Genomic DNA, 25,999 nt, shown 5'->3' with positions numbered 1-25,999 from the left:
ACTGAGTTTGCAAAGGTAAATAATCTGAATAAAACGTGAAGATATCAGGCAAACAACACTTTATCAACTTTCACATCGTGAATATCTACCGGGAGCTGTTCAATGTACTGATGAGGGAAACAAATGCCTATTTTGGGACATTGGCTGTAACTCAGAGCCCTGTCGTAGTATCCTTTGCCTCGCCCCAGCCGGTTGTTTTTTTGATCGAATGCCACACCCGGAACTACAATAAGATCAATGGTTTTTATATTGTAAATATTGTTATTTCCCGGTTGCAATACACCAAATCTGTCTTCCTTCACCATGTCTTTCATGCCATCGTAAGTGGCAAAATATATATTGTCACCTTCAATAACCGGAAGAAGTATCGTTTTTTTGTCGTTCCATTTTACAATAAAACGGTGTGTGTCCACTTCATCATCCAGTGACCAGTACAAGGCGACGATTTCCGCTTTTTGAAACAGCGGATCGTTTTCAAGTAAGTATGTTGCACGGTCAGACATGGAAAGCTTTTCTTCCCTGGTAAAACTGGCAGTTATTTCCCTTATTTTTTTCCTGACCTCCGGTTTCGATGCTTCCATATATTAGTGCGTGTGATAGGTATCTGTATCCACCGAATTACAAATGGCACAGCCAACACATTTACTCAACTCACCTCTGAAACGTTTTTCTACCAGGTCGTGAATCCTCTCTTTCAAAGGTTCAAGTCTGATACTTTCAATTACGTCGTGGGTAAAGGCAAACATCAGCAGTAAACGTGCTTCTGCTTCCGGAATCCCGCGTGAACGCAAATAAAACAGCGCCTCTTCATTCAATTGTCCAACGGTTGCGCCATGGCTACACTTTACATCATCCGCATAAATCTCAAGTTGCGGCTTGGTGTGCATCTTGGCATCCTTCGTCAGACAGATATTTTTATTGGTCTGATATGCTTCTGTCTTCTGGGCATCTTTTGCCACATATATCCTTCCTCTGAAAGCACCTGATGATGAATCGTCCAGTACATATTTGAAAAACTCATCGCTTACACAATTGGGAACGGCATGAACCACATTTGTAAAATTATCCACGTGCTGCCGTTTGTCGGTCAGCGCCATACCATACAGATGGTTTTCGCAATGTTCTCCGGCAAGATTTACGAATGTGTTATTCCGGGTCAAACCGTTATGCAGCGTAATAAAATTACTTACCACATTTGAATCTGCCTTTTGATCAATGAAAGATGAAATGATCTGATTTACAAAATTGTGCTGATTTTCAATCAGGTAGTAATCCAGCCTTGCGTTTTCAGCTACAAATAACTCACGCACATGATTAGCTACATACCTCTGATCTGTCATGGTATGATCACAAACCAGAATTTTGGCTTCAGAATTTTCTTCGGCAATAATAAGCCCTCTCTGACTGACAAACAAATCCTGATTACTGTTGAGAATATTGATGATCTGGATTGGTTTTTCAATGACCACACCCTTGGGAACATAAATGAACAACCCGTCCTGGGCATACATGGTATTCAGGTTCACCATCGGATCATCAGACAGCATTGCCTGTTTATTGTAATACTTCTCAAACAGTTCCGGGTACTCCTTAGAGGCCTTTAGAATGCTTGAAATTATCACGCCTTCCGGCAGATTTTCCGGCAGAATATTCTTTTTGTAATACCAGCCGTTCACCGTAAAAATAAGGTGCGCATTCAGGTCCGGCACATCGCATTTAAATACATCATGCAGGTTGAACCCAAATTCATTTCTCGGGGTAATATCAATGCCGTATTCATGTTTAAAAATACGTTTGATATCTGTATTCTCGTAATTTTCAAAACCTGTATCCGGAAATCCTTTCTCTGCAAATTTTGCCGCAGCTTCATCCCGTGGTTCATTCAGTACTTCAGGACAAGGTGCGGAGATATGTTGCAGGTTTTCTTTCCACAAGTCAATATATTCGTCTTCTATCTTAACGGTTTCAATCATTATCCATTAAATTTACCCGTTTAAATCACGGCTTTTTTAATCCAGTCATATCCTTTTTCTTCCAGTTCCAGAGCCAGTTCTTTTCCGGCAGTTTTCACAATTTTCCCCTGGTAAAGAATATGAACATAATCAGGTACGATATGATCCAGTAAACGCTGGTAATGTGTAATAACAATGGTAGCGTTATCTTTTGTTTTTAGTTTGTTAACGCCGTTGGCCACGATTCTTAATGCATCGATATCCAGTCCGGAATCAGTTTCATCCAAAATGGCCAGTTTCGGGTTCAGCATCGCCATCTGGAAAATTTCATTTTTCTTTTTTTCTCCACCTGAAAAGCCCTCATTTACCGAACGGTTGGCCAGGTTAGAGTCCATTTCCACCATTTCTTTTTTCTCACGCATTAACCGTAAGAAGTCAGATGCAGAAAGAGGTTCCTCATTTCTGTATTTACGGTGTTCATTGATGGCTGTCCTTAAAAAGTTAACCATGCTTACACCCGGAATCTCAACCGGATACTGAAAACTCAGAAACATTCCCTCTCTCGAACGGTCTTCAGGAGACATCTCCATAATGTCCCGTCCGTTAAAGGTAATTTCGCCTTTGGTTACCTCAAATGCTTCATTACCTGTAAGTACTGCCGACAAGGTACTCTTGCCCGAACCGTTGGGTCCCATTATGGCATGTACTTCGCCTGCCTTAACTTCCAGGTTGATCCCTTTTAATATCTCTTTGCCGTTGATTGAGGCATGTAAATCTTTTATCTTTAACATTTTAATTAATTTTTCTTCAATATCATTAACCAACACTGCCTTCAAGGCTGATCTGCAGCAATTTCTGCGCTTCAACTGCAAATTCCATAGGCAGTTTATTTAAAACTTCTTTGGCATATCCGTTAACGATCAGCCCGATGGCATCCTCGGTAGAAATACCTCTTTGGTTACAATAAAATATCTGGTCTTCACTGATTTTCGAGGTTGTGGCTTCGTGTTCCACCACCGCTGTATTGTTTTTAACATCAATATACGGAAATGTGTGAGCGCCACATTTATCCCCCAGTAACAGAGAATCACATTGTGAAAAGTTACGGGCGTTGTCAGCACGTTTCCCTACTCTTACCAAACCCCTATAACTGTTTTCACTCACTCCTGCAGAAATTCCCTTGGAAACAATGATACTACTGGTGTTTTTGCCAAGATGAACCATCTTGGTCCCTGTATCGGCCTGTTGATGGTTATTGGTGACTGCCACGGAATAGAATTCTCCTTTGGTGTTGTTTCCCATTAAAATAGTACTCGGGTATTTCCATGTGATTGCAGACCCTGTTTCCACCTGTGTCCAGGTCAATTTGGAATTATCACCTTTACACATGCCTCGTTTGGTCACAAAGTTGTAAACACCACCTTTGCCCTTTTTATCTCCGGGATACCAGTTTTGAACCGTGCTGTATTTCACTTCAGCATCATTCATTACCACAATTTCAACGATAGCCGCATGAAGCTGATTTTCATCCCGCATCGGCGCGGTGCAGCCTTCCAGATAGCTCACATAGCTTTCATCATCAGCCACAATAAGCGTCCGTTCAAACTGTCCGGTATTCATTGCGTTGATCCTGAAATAGGTTGACAGTTCCATTGGGCAACGTACGCCTTTAGGAATGTAAACGAATGAACCATCGCTGAACACTGCAGAATTTAATGCGGCAAAATAGTTATCATTTGCAGGGACAACCGATCCCATATATTTTTTCACCAGATCAGGATGTTCCTGAACTGCCTCGCTGAACGAACAAAAGATAATGCCCAGATCTGCCAGCGTTTCTTTGAATGTTGTTTTTACCGAAACACTGTCCAGAACTGCGTCAACGGCTACACCTGATAAAACTTTCTGTTCTTCCAAAGGAATTCCAAGTTTATTGAATGTCTCCAGTAAATCCGGATCCACGTCATTCAGACTTTCCAACTTGGCTTTTTGCTTCGGAGCGGCATAATATATTATATCCTGATAGTCGATGGGCGGAATCTTCAGATGAGCCCATTCCGGCATCTTCATATTTAACCAGTTCCGGTATGCGGTTAGCCGGAATTCTGTCATCCATTCCGGTTCATTTTTTTTGGCAGAAATGATGCGAATTACCTCCTCGTTCAAGCCCTTCCCAATATCCTCAGTTTCAATGTTGGAATGAAATCCATAAGCATATTCTTTCTGAGTTATATTGTCTATTAATTGATTTTGATCTTCAGCCATATTACCTGTTATTTTCAAGTATAACACTTAATCTTAAAAGAAGTTGCAAATTTAGCAACTTTATACAAAAAGAAGACTGTAAAGTTTTAAAAATAAATAATTAGTCTAAATAGTACTTGATATCTATAATAAGGGCTGAAAAAGGGATTAACAACTTACAAAATGTCAATTGTGAGAGAAAAATCAGGGAGTTCAGCAATTTAGCCAACTTATCAATTACGACTGGCAAAAAATGCAAATATTTAAATTTAAAGATATCCTGTTATGTTATTTAGTTTCTGTTTTTAAAAGACATAAAAACCAGAAGAATGGTTATAAAAAGGATATAGATAAAAGAATCTCCTATTACTGAATACACCGATGTGATTTTCTTTGCGGGTAATGATGCCAACAGTAACCTTTCATTTGTATCAAAGCTACTGATCATCCCCACCATTTCACCCAATGGATTAATAGCGGCTGAAAGGCCAAACCTGGTTGATCGCAATATGGAATGGCCTTGTTCAATTGCCCGGTATGCAGCCATTTTTGTATGAACCGGATCAATACCACGCCAGTCAGAAGATGGTAGAGCAACTAATTCTGCTCCTGATTTTCGCAGTTGTTTTGCGATGTAAGGGAAATCATAATCATAACATATTGCACCTCCCGTTGCGGTATGATTCACAGTATTTATTGTAAAATCTTCTTTTCCCTTTATTGCTGGTTCTCCCGGAACAGGTTCATGTTTATGATACTCGGCTTTAATTCTTCCGTCCGTATTAATAAAGAGATATTTATTTTCATATGTTAAAGGATCTGTGGATATTGGCACAATATAAGATGCATAGAGAGAAGCTTGACACCCTTGGGCCAATTGCTTAAGATCATTTTTCCAGCGTGGTTCATTATCGGGTAACACATAAGTTGCTGCTTCGTTCCAAACAATAAGTTTTGCACCTGTTTTCGCTGCTTTTTTTGTATCATCAAACAATGTGTTTCGGACCTTTATTTCTGTTTGATCGGATGGGAGTGGCAGTCCATTTACTTTACTGGTTGTTCCAACTGCCGCTACTAAAATTGTATCATGAGATTTGGAATGATAGATATTTAAACGGATAGCTCCGAAAATAATCAGTACTGCAAGAGTTGCGAATGGTACGGATAATGTAAATAGGGTATTAGATTTTTTTAAGTAAGCTTTGGCAAATGAAATATTGATCCAGTAAATTAAAAAGCTTAAGCCTGGCATGCCAAATAACGATACCGTTTGGAGAATTGCAAGATTGTCATTTTGGGTATAGGCTGCAGTTCCCCAACTGGCCAGTGGCGTAAAAGTGTATTGTATCCATTCCATTATTGTCATTACAGAAGGGAAAAGAAGGTAGCCGAATCTTCTGGCTTTAAATCTGTCCCAGATCAGATATCCCGGAATTTGAACCAGGGTCATAGGAATAGAATACATGAACACGAAATAGAATTTAAGTGGAGGTGTAATAATTTTTGCGGTTACTAAAGACCAGGAAACCATCAATGCCGTAACAAACCAAACACGGGATTTGATACCCGAGGTTTGATACAGAAATACGATGAAGGGAGCATATGCAATCCAGGCGGCTAAGCTCAGACTAAAGGTCATATGAGTTATTGTTTGAAGGAGGATTCCTGCCACTAAATACCAGTAAGGATTTATTTTGTTGTTCATCATGAAAAGTTTAAATGATTGTGTTACAACAAAATTATGGTGGATAATATCCTATTCCATTAACAATTGATAAAAAGAGACAAGTCAGATAAGCTCTTTCCTAAGCCTGCTTAGCGATATGTTGGTAATTCCCAGGAATGTGGCTATATCGGTATGCGGTATCATATTTTCGAGTAAAGGGAACCGTTGTCTGAAATTGATTAATCGCTGCTTAGCAGTCAAAGTAGCCAGTCCGGTTTCTTTCTGAATTTTATGCATAAGTTCATTTCTCAGGGTCTGGTTTCCAAAGCTTCTGATTTCCAGATTTTCAATCATTAAGGCTTCAAAATCTTCAGCTTTAAGAACGCCAAGTTCAATATCTGTAAGTGCTTTGAAATTTAAAATAGATCGTTCACCGGATGTACGTGTTGTATATGGCGATAAAACAGAGTTGTCATCAAAAAAAGATATGGTAATTTCTTCTCCATCAGGATTATGAAGAAAGCTTTTGCAAATTCCCTCTATCAGGAAGTATTCGCTGCGATTTATTTGGTTAAGCTTAATAAAGACTTCCCCTTTAGGAATTGATTGATACTCAATCAGAGCTTTGATCTTTGCAATATTTTGTTGCGATAAAGGATGAATTGAGTGAATTATGTCGTCAACCATACCTGCACATTTATTTAGCTGTATAAAAATAACAGCGGGGGCAGTCAAAGGTTGAACTCTTATTATTATTTATTCGGTTCTTTCTTTAAATTCTCCCAGTGTTTTTGTAAAGATCCAGATAGCAATAATTCCGATTATGGCATGAACTGCCAGTGTGTACATAATAAAATGTGGATTTCCGGCTTCTTCGAAATTATCCATGTAAGACGTATAGATACCGCTTAGGCTTGCACCGATAAAAGTTGCCAGAAAGTTGGTTCCCATATATAATCCTGCTTTCTCTTTAGGTGCAATCCACATAATATATTCCTGGATACGCGGAGAAGAGATCATTTCTCCAATGGCAAAAATAAATATACCCAGGAAGACGAGGTTGTTATTACCGGTGTAAGAGAGTCCTAAAACTATAAAGCCTATTGCTGAAATAAACAATCCAAGTAAAAAAGATGGTATGGCAGCACGTTTCTCAAAAGTTCTCGAGATTACTAACTGCAGAAGGATTATGATATAACCGGTATGTGATATCGCTTCTGCATTTATTTTCCAGATACCATCATCATTATGCGAAATTATTTTAGTAAACCATTCTCCAAATATCGATCTTACAGAATGGTACAGTTGAGCTGTATCAAGATAATCATGTATATATACAGTTACTGTATTGAAAAAAGCCCAAAAAGGCAACCAGAAAAACAGCCCTAGGAGGATAAGAAAAATGAGGAATTTTACATCTGATAATGCCTCACCCATATCTCTAAACTTTTGTTTTAATGTAATTCCTTCAATTTCCCTTGGAGGTTCTTTATAAAAGACTAAAGTAATTATTGCAGCAATGAGCATGGTGACTGCTGCGGCTATAAATACATAATTCCAGTCCCAGCCTCTGAGCTTGCCAACAACAATTGGACCTAATGATGCTCCAAGGTTAACCATTTGATAGAAAATACCAAACCCCAGAGTTTTATTGGTTGAGTCAGTTGTAGCACGTACTGTAGCTGAAATTAATGGTTTAAATATGCCAGCACCAAATCCTAAAATAAGCATGGTCATAGCAATTCCGCCAGCAGTATCGGTTATCATAAAAAGTAAAAAGGCAGGTATATAAAAGATGTATGAAAACATCAACATTTTTTTGAATCCAAACTTATCTGCAAATGTTCCTGAAAATAGCGGAAGAAGATAGGAGAACCCAAGTAAAATACTTTGTGATAAACCAAGATCACCTTTAGTGAGACCGATGGATTCAAGATAAATACCAAATGGCATATACAGCCCGTAATAGGCAAAACGTTCCAGTACTTCAATGGAGTTGGCTGTCCAGAATACTTTTGGGAATGGTGTGCGTTTGCTCATAGTAAATTATTTAGATGGTGTAAGATACAAAAGAAAATGAAATCTGAATAAGGCGGTATGATTTATGTCAATCTAAAAAGTGCTTGGTTTGAGTTATTTGCAAGAGGCATTTTGCTTAACATAAAGTTGTGATTACGTGTTCTTACCTGTATCAGTTCTAAATTTCTGATTTTACTTTTGTGTTGCACTTGAAAACCAACATTTTAACATTTAAATTTTTTGTGGTATTATTTTGTAATTATAAAAATCAGTTATAATTTTGCAAGCCATTCGAAAAGAGGAAATAGAAAATAAAATTATAGAGCAATGAAAAAAGACATTCATCCAGAAGGATATCGGTTGGTTGCATTTAAAGATATGTCAAACGAAGAGACTTTTCTTACAAAATCAACTGTGAAAACAAAGGATACAATCGAAATTGACGGCGTTGAATATCCTTTGGTGAAAATTGAAATTTCAAACACTTCGCATCCGTTTTATACCGGAAAAATGAAGTTGGTTGATACTGCAGGGCGTGTTGATAAATTCCGTAACAGGTACAAACAACATTACGCAAATCAAACTAAAAAATAATTCTCCTGGAGCTCCGTACGACGGGGCTCTTTTTTTATCTGTTTCTTTTTTCGAACCATTCCACTCCCCATGCCATGTTTAAAACCATTACTTTCTTTGATGCAGGATTCAGGAATACGCTGAAACCACTCACCTTTACAAAGCCGGTATCCGAAATTCGCGCAGGCATTCAAACTTTCCGCGAAAAATGGGAGTTGATATTCGACGTCAAAACTTCGTGGGATGCGCATGAATACCTGAAAGATAAATTTCCGGATCGGCCTGAGCCGGAAACTCTTTATTTGTACGGCGGTTGCCTTCCAACACCCGAACTCATTGTACAAATAAAGGCATTGAATCCGGGAGACTCCATCTGGTACGATGATCGGTTGATGGCACTGTTTGGAAATCCGTTTGAATGGCTGGACTTTAAAAATTCGGGTCAGACTAAAGGGAAACGTTTTTTGCTGGACGGTGAACCGCATGTTCTGAAATATCCGTATCAGCTTTTGGGATGGAACCAAAATGAAATTAAAGCTGATTTTAAGCGGTTAACCGCAAACAGAAAAAGTGCTGTTGTCAGCGATTCTGTGCGGTTCATTGGCGACCAGTATGACAAGGAAGGCAATCCTCAGTTTTTTATGGAAGAGGGTGCTGTTGCTGAATATATTACGGTGAATCTTAAAAAAGGGCCTGTTTATATCGGTAAGGATGCAGAGGTTATGGAAGGAAGCCATTTAAGGGGACCGGTTGCCATATGCGATCATGCCACCATAAATATGGGAACCCGGATTTACAGCAGTTCAACTATTGGACCATGGTGTAAAGTTGGTGGAGAGTTGAGCAACGTTATTTTTACAGGTTACTCCAATAAAGGGCATGAAGGTTTCCTGGGAGATTCAATAATCGGGGAATGGTGTAATATCGGGGCCGATTCCAATAATTCAAATCTTAAAAATGATTACAGCGAAGTGAAACTGTGGGATTATGCCACACAACGCTTTTTAAAAACCGGTCGTCAGTTTTGCGGACTTATAATGGGCGACCATACCAAATGCGGTATTAATACGATGTTCAATACAGGAACAGTTGCAGGAGTTGCAGCAAATGTAGCGGTAAGTGGATTTCCACGGAATTTTGTGCCGTCGTATACGTTGACCACAGCGAAAGGTGTAGAGAAAGTAAAGCTTGAAACTGTATTTCAGATTGCTGAACGTGTGATGAGCAGGAGAAATATTACGCTTACAGATATAGATAAAGCCATTTTGAAAGCAGTATTTGACGAAACGGAGCAATTCAGATCAAGACTTTAGGGGCTTGGCACAATTCTTGAACAATTACACGACGCCTGTATTTAACGGATCGGGCGTGACAGTTTGTCACAATTTATTGAAAAATAATTTACATGCGCTTAGATAATATATTTTTAACGGATATGATGGATGGTGAAGCAGGGTTTATCCCTTTGGTTGACGAGAATAATCCGGAAATCTTTGAAGTGTCGGAATTACCTGACACCCTGCCAATATTGCCGCTACGAAACATGGTATTGTTTCCGGGAGTCGTTATGCCGGTCTCTGTGGGAAGAAAAAAATCGTTGCGACTGGTTCGCGAAGCTTTTAACAACGGGACTTACATTGGTGTGATTACCCAACGCGAAGTGAACACTGATAATCCAAAGGCAGAAAATCTCTACGCTGTTGGAACAGTTGCACAAGTTGCTAAAATTCTGGAAATGCCTGATGGATCAACATCTGTTATTCTTCAGGGAAGGGCACGGTTTAATCTGGTGGAATTTGTAAAAACTGATCCGTTTATTGTAGCTAAAATTACTCACCGTGAAGATATTCTGAATGTAGATGAAGGTGATGTGAACGAAGCTTTGGTAGCTGCCATAAAGGATCTGGCCGTTAAGGTTGTTTCCGGTTCTAATAATCTGCCGAACGAAGCAACATTTGCCATCAAAAATATCGACGGACTGCCGTTTCTGACCAATTTTATCAGCTCTAATCTTCCCTTTAAAATAAAGGATAAGCAAAAACTGCTTGAACGCGATAAAATCAAAGACCGTTCCTACCAGTTGTTGGAGGTTTTGGCGCGTGAAGCACAGTTACAGGAAATTAAAAACGATATTCAGGCTAAAGCCCGTGTGGATATCGATCAGCAGCAGCGCGAGTATTACCTGCATCAGCAGATGAAAACCATTCAGGATGAGTTGGGTGGAAATCCTATTGAAGCTGAGATACGCGAACTGAATGCTAAGGCAGCAAAGAAAAAGTGGAGTAAGGCAATCCGTGATGTATACGATAAAGAGGTTGCCAAGCTGGAACGGATGAATCCGGCAGCAGCAGATTATTCGGTTCAGTCAAACTATGTTTCTACTTTGGTTGAATTGCCGTGGGATGAGTATTCCAAAGATAATTTCAATCTGAACAGGGCTCAGAAAATATTGGATAAGGATCATTACGGACTTGAAAAAGTGAAGGACAGAATACTGGAATATCTGGCTGTTCTGAAGCTGAAAAATGATATGAAATCGCCTATCTTGTGTTTAGTAGGCCCTCCCGGAGTTGGTAAAACATCACTGGGGAAATCGATTGCAAAAGCACTGGACAGGAAATATGTACGGATGTCGCTCGGTGGTTTACACGACGAAGCAGAGATTCGTGGTCACCGTAAAACGTATATAGGGGCATTACCGGGACGCATTATTCAAAATATCAAAAAAGCAGGCACTTCAAATCCGGTGTTTATTCTGGATGAGATTGACAAGGTAAGTTCGGACTTTCGTGGCGATCCGGCATCTGCATTGCTAGAGGTGCTTGACCCGGAACAAAATAATACCTTCCATGATAACTACCTTGAAGTGGAATATGATCTGAGTAAGGTAATGTTTATTGCAACGGCTAACACGGTTGCATCAATTTCTCAACCATTACTTGATCGTATGGAGGTGATTGACGTGAGTGGCTATATCATGCAGGAAAAAGTGGAGATTGCCAAACGTCACCTTGTACCGCGTCAGATGGAGAATCATGGGCTTCAGAAAGGTGTGGTTAAGATCCCGAATAAAACGTTACAAGCTATTGTTGAAGGATATACCCGTGAATCGGGTGTGCGTGAACTGGATAAAAAACTGGCTACTCTGATGCGTCGTTTAGCACGAAAAGTTGCAAATGAAGAGCCGTTTGAAAAAACGCTTAACCCTGAGCATATTAAAGAATATCTTGGCACATCACGTTTTTCAAAAGAAGAATACCAGGGAAATGAATATGCAGGTGTAGTAACCGGTCTGGCATGGACCGCCGTTGGGGGAGAAATTTTATTTGTGGAATCCAGCCTGAGCAGAGGCTCGGGAGGTCGTTTGTCAATAACCGGTAACCTTGGCGATGTGATGAAGGAATCAGCTATGCTTGCTCTTGAATACATTAAATCTCATAACGAGGAACTTGGTTTGGATCAGCGTATCTTTGAACACTACAATGTGCACTTGCATGTGCCTGAAGGAGCTATTCCAAAGGACGGTCCTTCGGCAGGTGTAACCATGCTGACCTCTTTGGTTTCATCTTTTACACAACGGAAAGTGAAAAAGGGACTGGCAATGACGGGCGAGATAACCCTGCGTGGTAAAGTGTTGCCGGTTGGTGGAATTAAGGAGAAAATTCTGGCTGCAAAACGGTCGGGTATTACTGAAATTATTTTGTGTGAAGAGAACCGTAAGGACCTGGATGAAATTAAAGATATCTATATAAAGGGAGTGAAGTTCCACTTTGTTTCAAATGTAAAAGAGGTACTTGATCTGGCACTTTTGAAACAAAAAGTGGATCATCCGGTAAAATTTGACTTTTCAGACCATGGAGCTTCAAAGAATTGATTTTAAGGTAAATACTGAGGTTCAGATCCGTTTTAACGATATTGACGGACTTGGACATGTGAATAATTCGGTGTATTCCCAGTATTTTGATCAGGGCAGGATGCATTATTTCAACATGCTGAACGATAATCAGCCTGTGGACTGGCACGATGCCCGGTTGATTATTGCATCTACTCATATTGAGTTTATGCGTCCTATTTTTCTGGATGAGAAAATTGAGGTGCTGTCTAAGGTTTATAAGTTGGGTAATAAAAGTCTGAAAATGATGCAACACCTTACAGATAAAGAGACCGGTGAAATTAAAGCTACCTGCAAATCGGTGATGGTAGGCTTTGATCCCAAAACCAGCCAGTCTTTGCAATTGGCAGACAAATGGCGTTCAGCTATTGAGGGTTTTGAAGGATTGTGAGCAATAAAAAAGGAAGGGATTATTAAGGTATATGTAGGACTCCGCAGGAGTCCTTTTTATTTTCATTCAATTCATTCTACAAATGTTTGACCTCTAACGAGGTCATTTTATGTATTATCTCACTTTGAATTTTTGTATTCTTCTAAGATAAACATAAATCGTTCAAAAATGAAAAGTTTATACCTGTTTATTTTTCCTATTTACCTTATGTTGTTGTCAGTTTTTGCTTTAAATATGTTTTCCTTCACTGTTCAATACGTTTACGGTTTTAAAGCATTTTAATGATTATGACTCCGTAGGAGTCTTACATTTGTAGAAAAATGATCCTTCAATAAAACATGACCCCGGATGGGGTCAAACCCAATTGAATAAATACTTCAGATTATAATCGATTTGAAATTTCTCCAGAAACTCTATATATTCTTCTTTAAAGGATTTTATTTTGTGATGTTTTTTTTGATTAAGAATGTATTGAGCAACAGTATCAATTTGATTTCTGCTGTAAGAAAATGCACCAAAACCTTCCTGCCATGAAAAATTTATACCTGTTTATTTTGCCTATTTACTTTATGTCGTTGTCAGTTTTTGCTTTAAATATGTTTTCCTTCAATGTTCAATATGTTTACGGTATAAAAGTATTACTCTAATTATGACTCCGTAGGAGTCCAATATTTGTAGTTCCAATAATGAAGGAAATCCATGACCCTGTTAAGGGTCAAACATTGTATCAAATATTAGAATTATATTCGCCCATTTTCAGTTTTTTAAAATACAACTTTGAGGCATGTTTTACTTTAGGAGCCAGAAGCAAGGCAGCTATCATATTCGGGAATGCCATAAGGGCGTACGCTGAGTCGATAAGTGCAACAACTAGGTCAATGGATATTACCGCAGCTACAATTGACGAAGCAGCGCTTAATCCGTTATACAGATTTATATACCTGTGTCCGAACATAAATGATACACATTTGGATCCGTAATAAGGAAATGCAAATAGTGTGGATAATGCAAAAAATGATACACAAACAATCAGAATATAAGGTCCCCAGACGGGAAGTGCCGCGTCAAAAGCCATGGCTGTCAAAGTAATCCCGTCCACATCGGTGGAATGCCATACGCCGGTAACGATGATCGCGAGGGCAGTCATGGTACACACAATCAGTGTATCAATAATGGGTCCCAGCATGGCGACGAGTCCTTCGCGAACCGGTTCGTTTGTTTTGGCTGCTCCATGAGCGAGTGGTGCGGTTCCCATACCTGCTTCGTTACTGAATGCGGCTCGTTTAACACCGGTTATGATTATGGCTCCTACGGCGCCACCCAAAACGGCATCACCGCTGAACGCATCTTCGAAAATCAGTTTAAATGCGGGCAAAATTTTATCCGGTGAAGAAAAGATTATAAATAATACCAGGGCAACATAAATGACAACCATTAGCGGAACTAATTTACCGGTAACCTTTCCAATACGCTTAATGCCTCCGAAAATAACCACAGCCATTAACGCAGAAATGGCAATGCCTGTAATCAGGTCTGTCGTAAAGTTTCCGCCTAAATTATTTGGGATCAAAACCACATCGCGGATAACCTGCGTAAGTTGGTTCGCCTGAAATATAGGGAAGACAGCAATAGAAGCCACGAATGCAAAAAACACAGCCATAGGTTTCCACTTATTCCCGAGCCCTTCGGTGATATAATACATGGGACCACCCTGAATTTCACCCCTTGAATCTTTTCCGCGGTACATTACAGCCAGCGTACAGGTGAAAAATTTTGTCGATACACCGAGCAAAGCACTGATCCACATCCAGAAAATGGCTCCGGGGCCACCCATTGTTATTGCTACTGCAACACCGCTGATATTCCCCATTCCGATGGTTGCCGCCAATGCAGTAGACAAGGCCTGATAGTGGTTGATCTGGCCCTTTTCGTTTTTATTATCGTATTTCCCGGAAAGGATTTTTATGGCATGGCCAATATAGCGTACAGGAATTAAACGGGAGTAGATCAGGAAAAATAAACCGCCACCAAGTAAAAGGATCAAAAGGGGTGTTCCCCATACAAAATTGCTAAACTCGATGGCGACTTGTGTTATTCTACTCATTTTACGAATATACGGAAATAAAAATAAACATGTAATGATCTGAAAATGTGTGTATTAATTGATTTGAAAAATATTTTCTATCACCTGAATATGGAAATTGTTTTATGTATAATTTTGGCGTCAGAATGATTTTTAATTCTGAATGTACCATAAAGTTCTGGCAGTGCGCAAAGTATTTGCGGAAGCCGATAAGGTTGTTGTATCATACCGTAAAAGTTCTCATATATTCTGTGAGCTGAATTGTTATTCCTGTTGTACAAAACCTGATATTCAGGCGACCGTTCTTGAGTTTTTGCCATTAGCATATGATCTTTATAAAAAGGGTGAAGCGGAAACGTTTTATGATGAGCTTCAGAACAATGGGTTCAATACTATTTGTAAACTACTTGTTCCCTTTGCGGTAAATGGAGGTGAAATTAAGGGTTGTTCTAATTATAAATACCGTGGACTGATATGCCGCATGTTTGGGTATTCAGGGTTTTCGAATAAAAATGGTGAGATTCAATTGTCTACCTGTAAAATAATTAAGGAGGGACAAGGCAATAAAATAGCTGCCGCACCTGTTAATCCACCAGTAATGTCGGAATTTTATTACCGGTTAATGGATATTGACAGATCGCTATGCGTTCCTATGTTACCCATAAATAAAGCGATCCTGAAAGCAATAGAAGTGGTTTTATTCCATTACAGTTTTAAAGGAAAACGAACGGGATAACCTTTGTTGAAGGCATAAGATTATCTAATAATCAGGTTTACCCCAAACCCCTGAAGGGAGCCTGATTTTCAGCGACTTCCTTTAGGGAATTTAAGTTTAAAAAGGCTATGAGAATATTATTGACTTTTGAACAGTCTTTTTAGTTGAAGCCCTGTAATTTTCGTCAATATACCGGTACTCTCTGCTTTTTATTTTCCTGCTTGCATTATATTGAATATTTTTACAAAAAACTCTGAATGGGAAAATCCGGTTTCATCATAATTAGTCTAATATTTTTTGCATTTAAATGCCATTCGCAATTTCAAACTGAGGAATATCAACATGCATCTTTAGGATTTTCTGTGGTTGATGTTGCAACCGGTAAATCGGTTAAATCATTAAACCAGGATAAAAGTTTGGTCCCGGCTTCAACATTAAAACTGATTACTACAGCCACAGCTTTGGAAAAGCTCGGGAAGGATTACCGGTTTAAAACTGAGGTTTTGGCTTCAGCTATGCCAGTAAAAGGAGTCCTGAAGGGTGATCTGATCATAAAAGGCGGTGGTGATCCAACTTTGGGATCCCGATATTTTAACAGTAATATTTACAGCTTTTTAGAAGACTGGGTCACAGCAATTAAAAATAAAGGAATTACGGAAATAAAAGGGGATATTGTTGCTGACCTTTCATTATTTTACCCTGAACCCATCCCATCAAGGTGGATTTGGGAGGATATTGGGAATTACTATGGTGCGGGTGTATATCCTTTAAGTTGTTTTGATAACTATTACACATTAACATTTTATCCTGCAAAGGTTGGTGCTAAAGCAAGGGTTGCTTCTGTTGATCCTCAGATCAAAGGCATGACGTTTAATATAGAGGCAGTCGGAAGTCCTTTGATTAGGGACAGCGCTTATATTTATGGAGGACCATTTGAGCTGCAAAGGGTCGTTAGAGGTTCAGTTCCTGCCAATAAAATTGACTTTCCCATAAAGGGTTCAATTCCTGATCCCCCGAAGGTTTTACTGGAAATGCTGAAAGAAAAGCTATTGACTTCAGGAGTCAAGGTGAGTGGAGATGTGGTACTCTCTTACAATCCGGTTCAGGCCGGACTAAAAATTACAGAAACCCTTTCGCCTTCGTTACATGAGATTGCTGAAAATGTAAATTTTAATAGTAACAATCTTTTTGCTGAACATCTGTTCAGAGCATTGCAGCCAGACGGAGATATTCATCAAATTACCAATGATCTGAAAACATTCTGGGAGAAAAGAGGTATCCCTACGGCATCATGTTTTATGTATGATGGATCAGGCTTGTCGCCTTCCGATGCAGTGTCTGCAAAGTTTATGACAGATGTTCTGGTCTATATGGCTACAACCGGCAGAGCGGGTAAACCATTTATGGAAACCATTCCACAGGCAGGCAGAGAAGGATCGGTCAGTTATTTTCTCAGGGATTTAAAAAGTGCGATAGTTCTTGCCAAATCCGGATCAATGGACAATACCCGCTGTTATGCAGGATATATTAAAAAAGACGGGAAGACATTTGCATTTTCGATAATGGTGAATAAATTTACATGTTCACAAAAAAAAGTCATCCAGGATATTGAGGCCTGGCTGAGCCAAATGATTGAGACATTATGATAATCAGTCACTATTTAAAATCAGTATCCATTTTAACTACAGTGTTATTAACCATAGCACTTATTGTACTGAATCTGTATGTCCCTTATGATTATCATCCAACAATTAAGTTTTTGCCTTTGGCAGATTCTCTGGTCAGCAGATTTTCTGAAAATAAATATGTGAATGCGGTTACTCTGTTTGTGATTGCCAATATCATTGCATTTTTTTCCTATATAATCAACGACAGGTTTATCATTCTTACGCAACGAAGTTATTTCCCTTATTTTATTGCCGGAACACTGATCGTAGCCGGACCGTATATGCAAACATTATGTGCAACGCATTTCAGCTTTTTATTTGTATTTTTTTCACTGTATGCGATTTTATCCATCAAAGAAGGTAGCGATAACAGATATAACATTATTAATGCTTCATTAATCCTTTCGATAGGCAGTTTTATACAGTTCCAGGTCTTATTTTTTCTTCCGGTGTTATGGATTGCTGCATCAATGCAGAAAAGTTTTAATTTCAGGGCTTTTCAGGCATCTTTACTGGGGGTGATTCTGCCATACATGATAGTTCTAGGGGCATTTTATGTGTTTGGGTCAGTTGATACAATCCTTATCCCGATTAAAGAAACCATGCAGTTTAAAGGCTGGGATATGCAGAGCATTCCTGATGGTTTCTGGCCCATGTTTTTGGGTGTAGCACTGTTTGTTGTTATTGGTTTTTTTTCATTTTTGCGATACCGGGAACGTTTGAATACCATTTCGCGGCGCAGCATGGAAATTTTTATTGTGTTTATGCTGGCTAATTTTCTGTTATTTATTATTGGGATTCTGCCGTTGCAGGCCAGTCTCGTTTATGGCTCACTTTCAGCCGGAATAATACTTTCAGGTCTTTGGATCCGCATCAGTGTAAGGGCAAAACGACTGATGTACTACACCTATCTTATCATGTTGCTGATCAGTTTCATCGTTAAATTCTGATCCGGATGGGAAAACCAACTGTTGCCGTATATGCCATTCCGGAATGCTATCCTGCCGGTACAATTGCGTATGCGCACGATCATGCTATCGCCGTCATGCAGGATGGTAAGCTAATGAAATATCTGCACCTTGAACGTAAAACAAGGATAAAGCGCGATAACCGTTTGCAGGATCATTTATATGATTTACTGAAAGATGCCGGATTATTGAAAAAGGATTTTGACCTGGTCTCTGTTGATTCCGTGCAGGGTAGAAGCTTTATTACAAATGATGGTAAAATCCGGGTGGAGGCTGGTCCTGTAAAAGAATTATCTGCCGGTTTGGAAGAGCCAGGTTGCTGGTTTCTTGATGGTCCGAAGCAGGCTTATGTGGTAAACCATGAACTGGCACATATATTTTCTAATCTGCCTTTTTATAAAGGATTTAAGGAAAACAGCCTGTTAATTCATTTTGACGGTGGAGCCAGTAAAAGCAACTTTTCTGCCTGGCATTTTAAAAATAAAAAACTGATTCCTGTTGAAGCCCACTGGGAACTGAAACAGTTAAGTTCACTTTTTAATGCAAATGCGCTTACGTTTAATATTATAGGAGCAACATTTACAGATCAACACAGTGTTCCGGGAAAATTTATGGGATTTGCAGGATATGGTGACCCGGATGAAAAGATTCGTGCATTTTTAGAACAGCATAAGTTTTTTCAGGATACCTGGGGTAAACCTTCTTTTTTCCTTAAATCATCAGAGAAGGAGTTTGGAATTAAGCTGAACGAGTATGATCAGAATAATCCATACATACAGAATGTTGCTGCCACCATGCATGAGTATTGGGTGGAAACATTACTGACGAAGATGGGAATGCTGAAACAAAAAACAGGAGCTGATCATTTATATTACAGCGGTGGTTCAGCTTTGAATATAATTGCGAATAGCAGGTTAGTAGATTCCGGATTATTTAGTTCGATATATATTCCACCTTGTACGGATGACAGCGGACTGGCACTTGGTGCAGCGGCTTTTATGGAATATCAAAAAGGGAATACAATAGAAAAAATCCCGCCGTATATTAACTCATGGGGAATTGAAGACTATAAAGTAGAAATAGATACTGGAGTGGTCAGCAATGTTGCGGATGGTATTGCACGGGGCAAAGTCTTTGGCATATGTAATGGTTATGGCGAATGCGGTCCGCGAGCCTTAGGTAACCGGAGTATTATTGCCAGGGCAGATTCCAAATCACTGGCTCAAAAAGTGAGTTGTGAAATGAAGCAACGTGAATGGTACAGGCCTGTAGCACCTCTTATGCTGGCAGAAAATGTGCCGTATTTTACAAATACGCTGGCACATCATTTAAAGAAATATATGCTGTACGATGCTCCGGTTACACATCATAAGAATGAGTTGGAAGGTGCTACGCATGTGGATGGTACTGCCCGGATTCAGGCATTGTTTCGAAAGGAGGATAATCCATGGATGTACGAATTATTGAAAATACTGGATCAGAAATATAACATCAAAGCCTTGATTAATACCTCCTTTAATCAGAGGGGAGAACCCATTGTGCATACTAAAACCGATGCAATAGATGCAGTCAAAGCTATGAAGCTGGATGGCTTAATAGTAAATGGGAAGATGCAATTCATCGGATAAGTTCAATTCATTTTGTGACTATCATAAAATTTATTTGGCGTACAAAAATTAATTTTCATAAATTTGCGCATCATGAAAATTAATCGCTTTCATATCACCCCGGATCTGGTCTGCTAAACAGTAGACCCCACATCCACATTTACCATTTATTTTTTTATTTATTAATCTTTTAATCAGGAGGAATTGTTATGAAGACAATCGAATTATTATATCGGTACTTACCGGATTTATCAAAACGAGTGAATAATGCTGTTTATTCAGAGAATATTAACCGACATAAAAATCGATTACGGCAACAAAAATGGAAAAACTGAAACAAAATATAAAAAAAAGAACTACCCGCTTAAACTACAGGGAAATCAAACATGACATTATGGATGCCCTGCGTGGTAACGAAAAAGATTTTACTACCGGAAGCATCAACAAAGCCATATTTATTCTGGCAGTTCCAATGGTTCTGGAAATGCTGATGGAATCTGTATTTGCCATTGCAGATATTTTTTACGTGAGTAAGCTGGGAGCAGAGGCAATAGCCACTGTTGGCATTACAGAGTCGCTGATTACTATTGTATATGCGCTTGGTATAGGATTAAGTACCGGCGTTTCAGCCATGGTGAGCCGAAGGATTGGAGAAAAGCGATATGGCGTTGCTGCACGATCAGCTTATCAGGCCATCATTACCGGGGTATTTATTTCGGCTCTGATTGCCGTCCCTGGAATAATTTTTGCCAAAGACATTCTGCGGTTAATGGGAGCTGAGCAGGTAATCATTGATCAGATGTCTGGATATACATCGGTGATGCTGGGCGGAAACCTGAGTATAATTCTACTGTTTATTATTAACGGCGTATTTCGTAGTGCCGGAAATCCTGTGCTGTCGATGTATGTGCTGGGGTTTGCCAATGGCATCAATATAATCCTTGACCCTTTGCTCATATTCGGAATCGGACCGTTTCCCGAAATGGGAGTGGAAGGTGCTGCTGTGGCAACAACTATAGGGAGGAGTCTTGCAGTACTTCTGCAGCTTTATCTTTTGATAAAAGGCAAAGGGCGTATTAAATTTAAAGGTATTAGTCTGCTACCGGATAAAAAGCTGATAAAAAAGCTGCTGGATCTGTCATGGGGCTCTATCAGTCAGTACATTGTAGCAACATCCAGCTGGATCATTCTGGTGCGCATAATTGCCATTTATGGCAGTGATGTGTTGGCAGGTTATACAATTGCACTGCGTATTGTTGTATTTGCTTTGTTGCCATGTTTTGGAATAGCAAATGCTGCCTCTACATTGGTAGGGCAGAACCTGGGTGCCGAACGACACGACAGGGCCGAGAAATCGGTATGGATAGTTGGCAAAACAAATATGATTACTATGGGAATTCTTGGACTGATCCTGGTGATTTTCCCTTCTGTATTTCTGGAATTTTTTTCTTCCAGCGAAACAATCATCAGGTATGGATCGGAAGGCCTGAGAATCATCAGTCTGGGATTTCTTTCTTACGGACTTGGAATGGTGATGGTTTCTGCTTTGAATGGGGCAGGAGACACCCGGACACCTTTCAGGATTAATGTAATCAGTTTCTGGCTGTTCGAAATACCGTTGGCCTGGTTGTTATCTAATTGGGTGGGCTGGGAACAGCATGGTGTCTATCTTGCCATTATAACAGCTGAAAGTATTATGACCTTTTTCGCCTATATGGCCTTCAAAAAAGGAAAGTGGAAATTAAAAGAGGTATAATAATAACAATACTCACCGGTTGAATGCAACAAAGTTTGTAATGATCACCCGGTGAGTAACTTGTTATAGCTACTTTATTTTGTGATCCTGACCGGTAATTCAGTTATTTTTGTTAAAATAGTGCCTCAGTATTTAAAAGGACTATGAACTTTAGAGATATTGTATTTTTGTCCGTTGCCGAAAATTTGAGCTTTTCCAAAGCTGCCGAAGAATTATTAATAAGTCAGCCGGCTGTAACCAATCATATTAAGGAGCTGGAAGGGAAATATCAGACGGCGCTTTTCGAAAGGAAAGGGAACAGAATTTACCTGACTAAGCCGGGTAAGCTGTTGTATAATTATCTTAAAGTTATCAGGCAACAGTACCGCGAAATTGAATTTGAGTTGGGCCAGATTAACAATAATTTTAAAGGATCGCTGAGAATAGGGGCAAGTTCTACAATTTCGCAATATGTTATTCCAAAGGCTCTGGCTGCATTTTATAAACGGTATCCCCAAATAGAGCTGTACCTTTTGAATGGGAATTCGTTCGAGATGGAACAAAAGTTGATAGAAAATGAAGTTGATATTGCTTTGGTAGAGAATGAATCGTCAAAGTCGAATATACGCTACATCGACTTTTGGGACGATGAAATTATTGCAGTAGCCAGTAGTAACAGCGTTTATGCTAAACGCAAAGTTATTTCTCCTGCCGATTTAAAAGAAATTCCTGTTGTTTTAAGGGAAAAAGGTTCGGGAACACTGGAAGTGATCCAGAAATCCCTGAAACGGCACAATATTATTCTTGATAAATTGAACATTCTGATTCATCTTGGAAGTACTGAAGCCATTAAAAATTTTCTGCTGGACTTTGATGGCATTGCTTTGGTCTCGGAGAAATCTATAGAAAAAGAACTGCAGCTAAAAGAAATTGTAAAGATTAGCCTGAAAGGCATTCAGTTTAACCGTAAATTCAGGATTGCTCTGCTTCAGGGAAATGCTTCTTTCACCCCAAAACTATTTATGGATTTCCTGTATTCTTATAATTTTTAGTTATAGTTTATAATTATTTTCTATTTGATCTGATTATAATCTGTTCATACATTTGTCGCAAACTTTAAAAGACGAACCGTATGACCTTTTTTAGAAAACATGCCAAAACCATTTATGGAGTTGTATTGTTTGTTTGCCTGCTTCCGTTTATGACGCCGGCAATTGCTTTGCTGACAGGTATTCTGTTTTCTGTTTTGGGAATTACGCATAAAAACATTCATAAATACACTTCGTATGCTTTACAGGCTTCTATTGTTTTGCTTGGATTTGGAATGAATTTGGCCCAGGTACTTTCTGCTTCCAAAACCGGTTTTGCAGAAACTGCCATATCAGTAACACTGGTTATGTCGTCAGGAATCCTTTTGGGATGGCTGTTAAAAGTTGAGCCGAAGACAGCGTTGCTTATTTCTGCCGGTACGGCAATATGCGGAGGAAGTGCTATCGCTGCTGTTTCTCCTGTTATAAATGCAAAAAACAATCAGATTTCATTTGCGCTTATTACTGTATTTGTTTTGAACGCTATCGCCTTATTCATTTTCCCGGTTATTGGCCATTACCTAAACCTTAGTCAGGAACAATTTGGGAACTGGGCTGCTATTGCTATTCACGATACAAGTTCAGTTGTCGGGGCCGGGGCCACCTATGGTTCAAAAGCATTGCAGGTTGCCACAACAGTGAAATTGATCAGGGCTTTGTGGATCATTCCTTTGTCGGTAGTCATTGCACTATTTAATAAGGGGAAAACATCAGGTAGAATAAAATTCCCCTGGTTTATTCTGCTTTTTGCAGTCGCAGTGGTTGTCGCATATCTTTTCCCGGAAATGAAGAATACATTTGCTCATTTTTCGTGGCTGGGAAAACGTGGAATGGTTATTGCCCTGTTTCTTATCGGATCAAATATTTCTGTAGCAGAGATTAAGAAAGCCGGGATAAAAAGTTTCGCATTGGGTATTATGCTATGGTTTATTATTGGGTCAACATCGCTTTATTTGTTAACACGATAGATTTCTATTCCGTCGTATTAACCATGGAAATTACTAGTACGGCATTTATGTTTAATCATTCTGTCTTCCATAATTTTTATTGACAAACGGTTGAACAAAAAGTTATTGGCAGTTTTTAAGTGGATATCTGTTTCTGTTCCTTGTGCTGAGGTCGTTTAGTTTTTTAATATGTATTATTCTGAATGCTATTTTTTTACCAACTTATAAGCAGCAAGTGTATTATGACCAAAGGTTGGCACCAAAACAATATTTTTATCCTTGATAAATCCTATATCTGCTGTGTTTATCTTTTTGTCTATCGTATTTAAGAGAGATTGCTTTTTCATGTCGGGAGTAATCAGGGTTAACTCCCCATTCCAGTTTGATACGATATAAGTCTGATCTGCAACCTCAATAATACCATCTGCGCTTGGTAAACCATCCAAAGCTTTTGATTTTGTCATACTGTCAAAATCAACCGAATAAAGTTCTCCGTCACTCATGGAAAGAATCAATAAATCGTCTTTTTGATCCAGTAATCCATTTGGACGATTGATCTCTTTATTCAGAAACAGATCAACTTCACCATCCAACGCAGTGTATACATTATCAGAATCCATATCAGAAACATAGATTCTGCCATTGGGTGCTACAGTAATGTCATTCAACATTCCTGCATTGAATACAGGAAGCCGCTCCATGATTTTATCTTCACTTGTATTCACAACAGCTATATTGTCGATGTCCGCTGCATACAGTATGTTTTTGTAGAGCCCCAGACCTTTTGGTGCATCCAGAGTTGTAATCCAGTATCGGTCAATTATTTTCCCTTCCGGGCTTACTTTGGCAATAAAGCCATTTCCGTCTTTTGTCCTCGGGTCACCGTTTATACAGGAAACATAGATCACATTATGTACAGAATCGAATACGGCAGACTCAGAAGTTGTAAGAAGTGAGTCCGTTTCCCAGATTTTTTCAAGACTGTACTTTACAGTTTCTTCAGCTTGTTTTGGTTTTGATTTACACGAAATAAAAACTGCAATGCTTAAAAGAATAACCAGATATTTCATACTATTAATTATTAAGAAGTTTCACAAAAACAATAGATATTACTCTAACATTAAACGTTTATAGAATAATAAAGTTGAAAAAATATTGTGTAAATTACTGACAGTCAGCGAAGAATTTCAGAGTACGGAATTGGAGTATTGGGAATCTATTGAGTCAATTAATCAATTTTCATAATATTTATCCCGCTTTTTGGGAAAACTTTCCCTAAATTAAACTGACAAAAAACCTGTTCTTTTTTATTTTTTTCTCAATTTGTAGTGCAAGTTTAGTTGTTAATTTAAATACGTAATATTATGAAAAAACCTTTACAATTTTTAATGTTATTATTTCTGGTATCAACTGCCGTTGGACTAGCTCAAACGCAGGAAGGATTAGTGGGATACTGGAAGTTCGATGAAGGAACAGGTACTACTGTTAGTGATGAATTGGGAACTACAAATGGTGAATTGGTCAATGCTGTTGAAGCAACATGGGCAGATGGATACATGGGGAAAGCTCTTGATTTTTCTCAGACCGATGGAAATCCTGCGTATGCAAGATTTGACGGGTCAGGTGTGGCTGACATTGATGGGAGCTTCTCTATGATGTGTTGGGTTAAGAGTCCTATGTCGCCGGATGGTGATACTGAATATTCTATTATCAGTAAAGGTGTCCCATTTCTTGTAACAGACGGTATTGATGGTGGATGGTATCATCTTTCATTAAAGGATGGTAAAATTCGTTTTATGTTGTGGGATGAATCTCAATTACCTTCACCGGCTGGGGATCTTCCTGACGGATTTACCTGGGATGAAAATACCTGGTATCACATTGCATGTGTATTTGATAAAGACGCAGGATTTTTATATACCTTTTTGAACGGAGAGTTAATCTCTGATGCTGCCAATACCATGTCAGGCAGTTTACATAATAATGAAGACCTGACGTTTGGTAGCGTAGCCACAGGTGTTCAAACAACGCCAGGAGGGTCAGGAGATCCGTTCTGGGGAAGTAACTATATCGGTTCCCTTGATGAAGTGCAGCTATATAATGTTGCTTTAACTTCAGAGCAGATCAAGTCAATCTACGATGCTTATATGACTGTGGGCGTGGACAGTAAACAAGTGGAAAAACTTACTGTTTTCATGAATCCTTACAGTAATATGTTAACCATAAATAACGCTGAACGCTTAACTAAAGTTAAGGTTTATGCTTTGACAGGTCAGGTGGTTAAGATCATTGATACTTCTATGGCTCCAAGTGTGAGTGTGAATGTGTCTGATTTGTCGAAGGGAACATATATTGTGAAAGCTTATCGTACGGATTATTCTGTAGTTGCTTCTAAATTTGTAAAGCAGTAATACGGAATTACGTTTAATCCGCGAAAAAAATCTTATTAAGG

General features: G+C 39.1%; 21 protein-coding genes. 12 read left to right on the top strand and 9 right to left on the bottom strand.

Annotated elements, in window-relative coordinates; translation table 11 throughout:
- Nucleotides 1–44: 44 nt before the first annotated feature.
- The 7 genes from ACE1ET_RS06570 to ACE1ET_RS06540 all read right to left on the bottom strand — a co-directional run bounded on the left by ACE1ET_RS06570 (nucleotide 45) and on the right by ACE1ET_RS06540 (nucleotide 7,902).
- Nucleotides 45–581, bottom strand: coding sequence for a 5-formyltetrahydrofolate cyclo-ligase (locus ACE1ET_RS06570; RefSeq protein WP_375727579.1), 537 nt, complete (start codon nucleotides 579–581; stop codon nucleotides 45–47).
- A 3-nt stretch (nucleotides 582–584) separates the two neighbouring features.
- Nucleotides 585–1,973 (bottom strand): Fe-S cluster assembly protein SufD, encoded by a 1,389-nt coding sequence (gene sufD / locus ACE1ET_RS06565; protein ID WP_375727578.1) that lies wholly within the window; start codon nucleotides 1,971–1,973, stop codon nucleotides 585–587.
- 20 nt (nucleotides 1,974–1,993) lie between these two features.
- Complete coding sequence (gene sufC, locus ACE1ET_RS06560; protein ID WP_375727577.1) at nucleotides 1,994–2,743, bottom strand: Fe-S cluster assembly ATPase SufC; 750 nt, start codon at nucleotides 2,741–2,743, stop codon at nucleotides 1,994–1,996.
- A 25-nt stretch (nucleotides 2,744–2,768) separates the two neighbouring features.
- Nucleotides 2,769–4,217, bottom strand: coding sequence for a Fe-S cluster assembly protein SufB (gene sufB, locus ACE1ET_RS06555; RefSeq protein WP_375727576.1), 1,449 nt, complete (start codon nucleotides 4,215–4,217; stop codon nucleotides 2,769–2,771).
- Nucleotides 4,218–4,488: 271 nt separating this feature from the next.
- Nucleotides 4,489–5,901, bottom strand: a complete 1,413-nt coding sequence (locus ACE1ET_RS06550) for a nitrilase-related carbon-nitrogen hydrolase (protein WP_375727575.1) — start codon at nucleotides 5,899–5,901, stop codon at nucleotides 4,489–4,491.
- Nucleotides 5,902–5,985: 84 nt separating this feature from the next.
- Nucleotides 5,986–6,549 carry a Crp/Fnr family transcriptional regulator gene (locus tag ACE1ET_RS06545; protein ID WP_375727574.1) on the bottom strand — a complete coding sequence of 188 codons (564 nt, stop codon included), beginning with the start codon at nucleotides 6,547–6,549 and terminating at the stop codon, nucleotides 5,986–5,988.
- Nucleotides 6,550–6,618: 69 nt separating this feature from the next.
- Nucleotides 6,619–7,902 (bottom strand): MFS transporter, encoded by a 1,284-nt coding sequence (locus tag ACE1ET_RS06540; protein ID WP_375727573.1) that lies wholly within the window; start codon nucleotides 7,900–7,902, stop codon nucleotides 6,619–6,621.
- A 306-nt stretch (nucleotides 7,903–8,208) separates the two neighbouring features.
- On the opposite strand from ACE1ET_RS06540, the gene ACE1ET_RS06535 reads away from it, so the two are divergent.
- The 4 genes from ACE1ET_RS06535 to ACE1ET_RS06520 all read left to right on the top strand — a co-directional run bounded on the left by ACE1ET_RS06535 (nucleotide 8,209) and on the right by ACE1ET_RS06520 (nucleotide 12,737).
- Nucleotides 8,209–8,475: a type B 50S ribosomal protein L31 gene (locus ACE1ET_RS06535; protein WP_375727572.1), complete on the top strand. Its 267-nt coding sequence runs from the start codon at nucleotides 8,209–8,211 to the stop codon at nucleotides 8,473–8,475.
- Nucleotides 8,476–8,549: 74 nt separating this feature from the next.
- Nucleotides 8,550–9,767, top strand: a complete 1,218-nt coding sequence (locus ACE1ET_RS06530) for a putative sugar nucleotidyl transferase (protein ID WP_375727571.1) — start codon at nucleotides 8,550–8,552, stop codon at nucleotides 9,765–9,767.
- Nucleotides 9,768–9,859: 92 nt separating this feature from the next.
- Nucleotides 9,860–12,328: an endopeptidase La gene (gene lon, locus ACE1ET_RS06525; protein WP_375727570.1), complete on the top strand. Its 2,469-nt coding sequence runs from the start codon at nucleotides 9,860–9,862 to the stop codon at nucleotides 12,326–12,328.
- A complete protein-coding gene (locus ACE1ET_RS06520) occupies nucleotides 12,309–12,737 on the top strand; it encodes an acyl-CoA thioesterase (protein WP_375727569.1) in 429 nt (142 codons plus the stop codon). Before lon ends, ACE1ET_RS06520 begins: the two co-directional genes overlap by 20 nt.
- 727 nt (nucleotides 12,738–13,464) lie before the next feature.
- On the opposite strand, the gene ACE1ET_RS06515 is transcribed toward ACE1ET_RS06520, so the two are convergent.
- Nucleotides 13,465–14,841 carry an alanine/glycine:cation symporter family protein gene (locus tag ACE1ET_RS06515; protein WP_375727568.1) on the bottom strand — a complete coding sequence of 459 codons (1,377 nt, stop codon included), beginning with the start codon at nucleotides 14,839–14,841 and terminating at the stop codon, nucleotides 13,465–13,467.
- A 142-nt stretch (nucleotides 14,842–14,983) separates the two neighbouring features.
- Here ACE1ET_RS06515 and ACE1ET_RS06510 point away from each other — a divergent pair, with 142 nt between their 5' ends.
- From ACE1ET_RS06510 to ACE1ET_RS06480, 7 genes are all read left to right on the top strand, one after another.
- The gene (locus ACE1ET_RS06510) at nucleotides 14,984–15,556 is read left to right on the top strand and encodes a hypothetical protein (RefSeq protein ID WP_375727567.1); all 573 of its coding nucleotides are present in this window, start codon (nucleotides 14,984–14,986) and stop codon (nucleotides 15,554–15,556) included.
- A gap of 236 nt (nucleotides 15,557–15,792) precedes the next feature.
- Complete coding sequence (dacB, locus tag ACE1ET_RS06505) at nucleotides 15,793–17,181, top strand: D-alanyl-D-alanine carboxypeptidase/D-alanyl-D-alanine endopeptidase (protein WP_375727566.1); 1,389 nt, start codon at nucleotides 15,793–15,795, stop codon at nucleotides 17,179–17,181.
- Nucleotides 17,178–18,152: a hypothetical protein gene (locus tag ACE1ET_RS06500; protein WP_375727565.1), complete on the top strand. Its 975-nt coding sequence runs from the start codon at nucleotides 17,178–17,180 to the stop codon at nucleotides 18,150–18,152. Before dacB ends, ACE1ET_RS06500 begins: the two co-directional genes overlap by 4 nt.
- Nucleotides 18,153–18,157: 5 nt before the next feature.
- The gene (locus ACE1ET_RS06495) at nucleotides 18,158–19,798 is read left to right on the top strand and encodes a carbamoyltransferase C-terminal domain-containing protein (protein WP_375727564.1); all 1,641 of its coding nucleotides are present in this window, start codon (nucleotides 18,158–18,160) and stop codon (nucleotides 19,796–19,798) included.
- Between the two features lie 301 nt (nucleotides 19,799–20,099).
- Nucleotides 20,100–21,533: an MATE family efflux transporter gene (locus ACE1ET_RS06490; RefSeq protein ID WP_375727563.1), complete on the top strand. Its 1,434-nt coding sequence runs from the start codon at nucleotides 20,100–20,102 to the stop codon at nucleotides 21,531–21,533.
- Between the two features lie 143 nt (nucleotides 21,534–21,676).
- A complete protein-coding gene (locus ACE1ET_RS06485; protein WP_375727562.1) occupies nucleotides 21,677–22,564 on the top strand; it encodes a LysR substrate-binding domain-containing protein in 888 nt (295 codons plus the stop codon).
- A gap of 80 nt (nucleotides 22,565–22,644) precedes the next feature.
- The gene (locus ACE1ET_RS06480) at nucleotides 22,645–23,568 is read left to right on the top strand and encodes a YeiH family protein (protein WP_375727561.1); all 924 of its coding nucleotides are present in this window, start codon (nucleotides 22,645–22,647) and stop codon (nucleotides 23,566–23,568) included.
- Nucleotides 23,569–23,753: 185 nt separating this feature from the next.
- On the opposite strand, the gene ACE1ET_RS06475 is transcribed toward ACE1ET_RS06480, so the two are convergent.
- On the bottom strand, nucleotides 23,754–24,617 hold the full coding sequence (locus ACE1ET_RS06475; RefSeq protein ID WP_375727560.1) for an SMP-30/gluconolactonase/LRE family protein: 864 nt from the start codon (nucleotides 24,615–24,617) through the stop codon (nucleotides 23,754–23,756).
- Nucleotides 24,618–24,911: 294 nt separating this feature from the next.
- Here ACE1ET_RS06475 and ACE1ET_RS06470 point away from each other — a divergent pair, with 294 nt between their 5' ends.
- Nucleotides 24,912–25,958: a LamG-like jellyroll fold domain-containing protein gene (locus ACE1ET_RS06470; RefSeq protein ID WP_375727559.1), complete on the top strand. Its 1,047-nt coding sequence runs from the start codon at nucleotides 24,912–24,914 to the stop codon at nucleotides 25,956–25,958.
- Nucleotides 25,959–25,999: the final 41 nt, after the last annotated feature.

The sequence above is a fragment of the Quyinboa mangrovi genome, from assembly GCF_042219825.1.
GTDB lineage: Bacteria > Bacteroidota > Bacteroidia > Bacteroidales > UBA5342 > JBHJHP01.
This window is presented reverse-complemented; position numbering and strand designations above follow the sequence as displayed.